Genomic DNA, 4811 nt, shown 5'->3' on the forward strand with positions numbered 1-4811 from the left:
AACCTGGAAATGTGGCCTACGAACGTTACGGCCTGCGAGCCAATCGCGCATCGACCTACGCCGCCTGGTTCCGCGCCGTCTGCAAGAAGTACCCACACAAGAAGGCCCCTCATAGCCGTATCCTTCCACCAGCCAACGTAGCGCAGTCATGCCGGCCTCCACTGCGAACTGAGGGTTCTTATCTTCAAAATCGCGCGCCGCCCGGGTCAGTGTCTGTGGCGAGCAGGGCGTGCGATTGGCAAGCGTGATGGCTTCGTCAAACAGCTTGGCGTCTTTGGCCGCGGCGAACCACTTGCCTTCCTCGCCTGGCGTTTCGGTCACGAGATCGTCGAGTACCTCGGCGGCCTTCTTGTGGGGGTACTTCTTGCAGACGGCGCGGAACCAGGCGGCGTAAGTCGATGCGCGATTGGCTCGCAGGCCGTAACGTTCGTAGGCCACATTTCCAGGTTCTGGAACCTGGTTGCAGCATCTGCTATACGTTACCGAAGGAGGAACGAACGGCGGAACCTACAACCGAGGCACCCATGGAACGAACCCTCTCCCAGAACGAGGCCAAGGTGGTCCTCGACCTCGAGTGGCGGAACCAGAAGACCGTCACCCTGGCCGAGCTGCGCGAAGCGCTCGGTGCTTCGGAGGGCTACGCCCGCAAGCTCGCCCACGGGCTGGTGAAGAAGGGCTGGCTCGAGCGTCTGCGCCCGGGCCTGTTCCAACTCGTCCCCGCTGATCGCGGCCGCGAGGGGGTCGCCGACACGAACCCGCTCGCCGCCGGCGCTGTGCTGGTTCCCAAGCTCCGTCTTCGAGTCGACGACCAAGCGTTTCTGGTACGCCAGTGGCAACTCTTCGTGCAGTTGGCGAGCGTAATTGATCTTCTCCTTGGCGTCGTCGACGTTGTAGCTGACGAACACACTCGCGTGGATCTCCGCCTGGTTTGTGGACGCGTCCACCATCAGCGTAAGCACATCTGGATCGGTCTCGCTACGAAGCACTAATCAATCTCCGTTTCACAATGGCGGTAGAGAATCTGCCAAACACGACGCTCGCTGAGGTTCATGCGCTCCGCGATCTCTCGACCTGTTAGACGGCACCTCGTCAGAGTCTCGTTTTGGTCCGCGCGCGCGTAAGTATGGAAGTCACTACCCGCACTACCCGCCAAGGCTCCTAACCACCTGAGATTTCGTGTGAAAAGGCGGCGGGTAGTGGGCTCAGCACTACCCGCCCACTACCCGCTGACTACCCGCCGATTCTGACTCACTTGCTCGCGGGAGCCGATATGCTCAGTCGCGATGAGTATTGCGGCGCCTGGGCGCCTGTTGGCAAGTGGCTGAAATTCCTGTGTGAACGCGCTGTCTTCACCACAGCGAGTTGCGTTTAGGTCGATTTCTTGGTTGCGCTTGGGTCGAATACGGCTTACCTTCTCTGTGTGGAGGTCCAAGATGCCTAGCGAAGCAACTCAACGCTCCCTCGAAGAGCAGATCCGCCGGATGACGCCGGTCTCGGCTCCACCTGAGCAGCAGGCGGACGCCGCGCGAATCTTCCGGCTTCTCGATCGGGCCGCGCAAGGTCGTCGCCCTCGCTTCACAGAGTGCCGACTCGTTGGACCAGCCGGGGAGAGCATCGGCATCCCGGAGGCCATGTTCTACGTCCTCGAGCGGGTGGCTGAACTGCTCGCCCGGGGCGATTCCCTGACGATTGTTCCGGTCGGCAAAGAGCTGACCACGCAGCAGGCCGCTGACTTGCTCAACGTTTCGCGCCAGTACCTCGTCCGGCTTCTAAACGACGGACGGATCCCCTTCACAAAGACGGGCAAGCACCGGCGACTGAGAATCGAAGACGTTCTGGGGTTCAAGGAGCAACGCGACCGTGAGCGCAGAGAAGGACTCGACGAACTGACCAGAATGAGCGAAGAGTTCGGGGGCTACGAAGAACTGAAGTAGCCTGCGGACTCTCACATGATTATTGCTCCGTTCAAGGTCGTCCTAGACGCCGATGTGTTGTTCCCCTTCACGCTCCGGGACACGCTTCTACGCGCGGCCGCGGAAGGGTTCTACCAGCTCTATTGGTCGGATCAGATCCTCGACGAAGTGCAGCGGAACCTGGTGTCGACAGGGACTACGACAGAGGAGCAAGCGGAACACCTTCGCACCGCCATGACGAGCTACTTCCCGGAGTCGTTGGTCGAGGACTACGAAGCCCTGATTCCCGCGATGTCCAACCACGAGAAAGATCGGCATGTTGCTGCTGCGGCGGTAAGAGCTGGCGCGCAAGTCATTGTCACCAGCAACCTGAAAGACTTTCGAGACCTTCCCGAAGGTATCGAGGCGCAGTCGCCAGATGAATTCCTCGGCAACCTGTTCGACCTCGACCCAGATGGCATGCTCGAAATCGTCAAGTCGCAAGCAGCAGCTCTGAAGAGACCGCCACGCTCGTTCGCAGAAGTCGTCCACGGACTCGGAAAGTCTGTCCCGTCGTTTGCGAAAGCAATCGCAGATCACGATGCCCGCACGGACCCGAGTTCCGGCTGATGACTCGCGAGGCGGGTATCCTAAATCGGTATCTCGCGGACAAACAGATAGCTCTGCCAACGCTGGTCGAGTGGGTTCGTCGACCAGTGGCGTCCACGGGTCAATGAACCGGGATGCACTGTTCGTCGCCGCTATGGCTCGGCGATCGAGTGCCTGCCACAGGGACCCCCCGCGATGCAATATAACTTGGGTGCAGATCCCACTTTGCATCGCGTGAATGCGTAAGCATCACGCGGCCTTGTGGGGGACGGCGTCATGGGTGCGAGTCGGCACCGGTTGCGGGGCGAGCTTAAGTCTGCGCAGGGCGAGATAGCGCTCGAAGTCAGCCCACATGCCGTTGATGAGCACGCAGCGCAGGTGCAGCACAGCCTCGGCGCGGTCGCGGCTCCAGCGCATGCCGGGCCCGTCGAGGCGAACCGGCCCGGTCCGACGGCGCTACGCCGACGGCGAGGCCCCCGACATGAAGGTGCTGCCCCTGCGCATGGAGGCCGAGATCGTCGCCCGCGTCGACGAAGCCCGCGAGCGCCTCGGCCTCAAGACTCGCATGGACCTCTTCCGCAAGTCGCTGGCCGACTACCTCACCGCCGCCGGCGAGCACGAGGTCGCCCAGCTCTTCACCGAGCGCGCATGACCACCAGCAACCACGACAAGCGGCGACTCATCGAGTGGCTCCGGGCGTCAAGGGTTCGCGTCACTTAGGTCGTTCGTTGAGTCCGAAGCGCAAGCCTTGATCGTCTTCACAGTGGGCGAACCGGCCGAATCCCGGCTCCTCGGGGCTTGGCTCTTCTGCCTTGCCTCCAAGCTTTCGTACCAGCTCGACGGCTTTGTCGATGTCTTCAACCTCGAAGTAGACGGTGATCGATGGTTGCTGGACGCCGTCGTGGAGTCCTCCTCGGACGGTCGGCGTTCGCACGATGCCCTGTTCGCCTTGGCCGAACGCCTCGAACTCCCAGCCCAGTAGGTCGGCGAAGAAACGCTTCGCTCGACTGGCCTCCGCGACGCCTATCTCGAAATGACTCGGTTCGCCCTTCATGTGCGCCTCTCCTTTCCGGCAGACCTTATTGCTGGGGCGACACGTGGTCTTGGAAATTTGGGATCCCAGCGTCCCAGAGGTTTTCCACTCGACTCGGTTCCGCGGTCTGAAGCTGTCCCGGTGATTTGCCGATGAACTCGGCAAAATCGCGGTGCATATGGGCTTGGTCGAAGTAGCCGCTGCTCAAAGCGACATGGGCGAGACTGGCGCCCTCCCGCAAGAGGTCGACAGCTCGCTCGAACCGAAAGAGCCGAGCGACGACCTTTGGAGACAAACCGTAGAGCTCCGAGAATCTGGTCGATAGGGTTCGGCGGCTCCAGCCCAAGTCCTTGGCCAGCCGGGAGATGGATTGCTGACCTGCATTCTCTCGCAGCCTCACCCAAGCTTGGGCTAGTCGCGGATCCGGGCGGCGACACGTAGTTCCGCGAACGGCATCAGCGAGACGCAGAAACGCTTGCGGCCAATCGGTCGTTTCGGCTGTGGCGGCGATCTCTTTCGCCCGCCGTGGCGACAAATCGCACAGGGGTACGATCCGCTCATCAAGGTCGATGGCTCTGATACCGAACAGCGCCGGAAGGTGCTCGTGGCGAAGCTGCACCTCGATTGCTCTGGAAGCCTTGGGCATGCCGACGTCAATGTGGCTGCGCCGAGGTGAGCAGAGGAAGGGACCATGGTGTGCCGCTTGGCCCACCGTGATGCTGCCGCAGACGGGAATCACGAGCTTCGGGAAGCGAGACCCAGGCTCGCGACGCGCCAGGCCGTGGGGAAGAGCCGCGCCGGCGACGTACGTTGCACCCCAGGAACGGCCATCATGCCAGATGAACTCGGCATCGTTGCCTTCAGATGGCGGTGCGTCGGAAGCCATGCCTCACCATACCGTGAGGGGATTGCTTCCGGAAGCGGACGGCGAGCCGCCGACTCTGAGGTTTACAGCCCTGCTAACCTCAGAGCCATTTTCGTTGGCAACGACCACATGGCAGCGGCCAGCCATTTCGCGCCCGTGCTCTGAGCATCGCGCGCACCGACGACAACCCGAACGACATCAACGACGTGCGTGCTGTGAAGCAGCGGGTGAGGAGTTGGCAACGGGCCCAGCTGTAAAGTCAGAGTCACGCGCTGTTGAACGAAGCCGCTCCGCGGCGGGGGTCTCGATCGCAGGCGAGGACCTGAGCTGAAAGCGTAGTTCCCGAAGGGTGGCCGACCTGCTGGTGTGCAGCAGAGACGGCAACCTCCTTGGAAAGCGGTGTAGCCGCACC

Annotated in this window: 8 protein-coding genes; 4 read left to right on the forward strand and 4 right to left on the reverse strand. The window is 61.9% G+C overall.

The features are described 5' to 3' along the window. On the reverse strand, nucleotides 1–438 hold a 438-nt coding region (locus MJD61_14915), incomplete at its 3' end, for a hypothetical protein (GenBank protein ID MCG8556561.1). An 86-nt stretch (nucleotides 439–524) separates the two neighbouring features. On the opposite strand from MJD61_14915, the gene MJD61_14920 reads away from it, so the two are divergent. The 3 genes from MJD61_14920 (at nucleotide 525) to MJD61_14930 (ending at nucleotide 2522) form a co-directional block, all read left to right on the forward strand. After that, nucleotides 525–989 carry a type IV toxin-antitoxin system AbiEi family antitoxin domain-containing protein gene (locus tag MJD61_14920; protein ID MCG8556562.1) on the forward strand — a complete coding sequence of 155 codons (465 nt, stop codon included), beginning with the start codon at nucleotides 525–527 and terminating at the stop codon, nucleotides 987–989. A gap of 444 nt (nucleotides 990–1433) precedes the next feature. Continuing rightward, a complete protein-coding gene (locus MJD61_14925; GenBank protein ID MCG8556563.1) occupies nucleotides 1434–1934 on the forward strand; it encodes a helix-turn-helix domain-containing protein in 501 nt (166 codons plus the stop codon). Nucleotides 1935–1949: 15 nt separating this feature from the next. Further along, the gene (locus MJD61_14930; protein ID MCG8556564.1) at nucleotides 1950–2522 is read left to right on the forward strand and encodes a PIN domain-containing protein; all 573 of its coding nucleotides are present in this window, start codon (nucleotides 1950–1952) and stop codon (nucleotides 2520–2522) included. Nucleotides 2523–2750: 228 nt separating this feature from the next. Here MJD61_14930 and MJD61_14935 read toward each other — a convergent pair whose 3' ends face one another. After that, nucleotides 2751–2918 (reverse strand): hypothetical protein, encoded by a 168-nt coding sequence (locus MJD61_14935; GenBank protein ID MCG8556565.1) that lies wholly within the window; start codon nucleotides 2916–2918, stop codon nucleotides 2751–2753. A gap of 64 nt (nucleotides 2919–2982) precedes the next feature. Here MJD61_14935 and MJD61_14940 point away from each other — a divergent pair, with 64 nt between their 5' ends. Then, a complete protein-coding gene (locus MJD61_14940) occupies nucleotides 2983–3153 on the forward strand; it encodes a ribbon-helix-helix protein, CopG family (GenBank protein MCG8556566.1) in 171 nt (56 codons plus the stop codon). Nucleotides 3154–3213: 60 nt separating this feature from the next. Here the strand turns inward: MJD61_14940 and MJD61_14945 are convergent, their stop codons facing one another. Together MJD61_14945 and MJD61_14950 are read right to left on the reverse strand one after the other, a co-directional pair. After that, complete coding sequence (locus MJD61_14945) at nucleotides 3214–3555, reverse strand: VOC family protein (GenBank protein ID MCG8556567.1); 342 nt, start codon at nucleotides 3553–3555, stop codon at nucleotides 3214–3216. A gap of 25 nt (nucleotides 3556–3580) precedes the next feature. Continuing rightward, a complete protein-coding gene (locus MJD61_14950; GenBank protein MCG8556568.1) occupies nucleotides 3581–4420 on the reverse strand; it encodes a helix-turn-helix domain-containing protein in 840 nt (279 codons plus the stop codon). Between the last annotated feature and the right edge of the window lie 391 nt (nucleotides 4421–4811).

It is taken from the genome of Pseudomonadota bacterium (assembly GCA_022361155.1).
GTDB lineage: Bacteria > Myxococcota_A > Polyangia > Polyangiales > JAKSBK01 > JAKSBK01.

Bases quoted from the DNA above. Each gene is read 5' to 3' on its own strand.
- MJD61_14920 (MCG8556562.1), top strand. From the start codon at position 525: ATGGAACGAACCCTCTCCCAGAACGAGGCCAAGGTGGTCCTCGACCTC.
- MJD61_14925 (MCG8556563.1), top strand. From the start codon at position 1,434: ATGCCTAGCGAAGCAACTCAACGCTCCCTCGAAGAGCAGATCCGCCGG.
- MJD61_14930 (MCG8556564.1), top strand. From the start codon at position 1,950: ATGATTATTGCTCCGTTCAAGGTCGTCCTAGACGCCGATGTGTTGTTC.
- MJD61_14935 (MCG8556565.1), bottom strand. From the start codon at position 2,918: ATGCGCTGGAGCCGCGACCGCGCCGAGGCTGTGCTGCACCTGCGCTGC.
- MJD61_14940 (MCG8556566.1), top strand. From the start codon at position 2,983: ATGAAGGTGCTGCCCCTGCGCATGGAGGCCGAGATCGTCGCCCGCGTC.
- MJD61_14945 (MCG8556567.1), bottom strand. From the start codon at position 3,555: ATGAAGGGCGAACCGAGTCATTTCGAGATAGGCGTCGCGGAGGCCAGT.
- MJD61_14950 (MCG8556568.1), bottom strand. From the start codon at position 4,420: ATGGCTTCCGACGCACCGCCATCTGAAGGCAACGATGCCGAGTTCATC.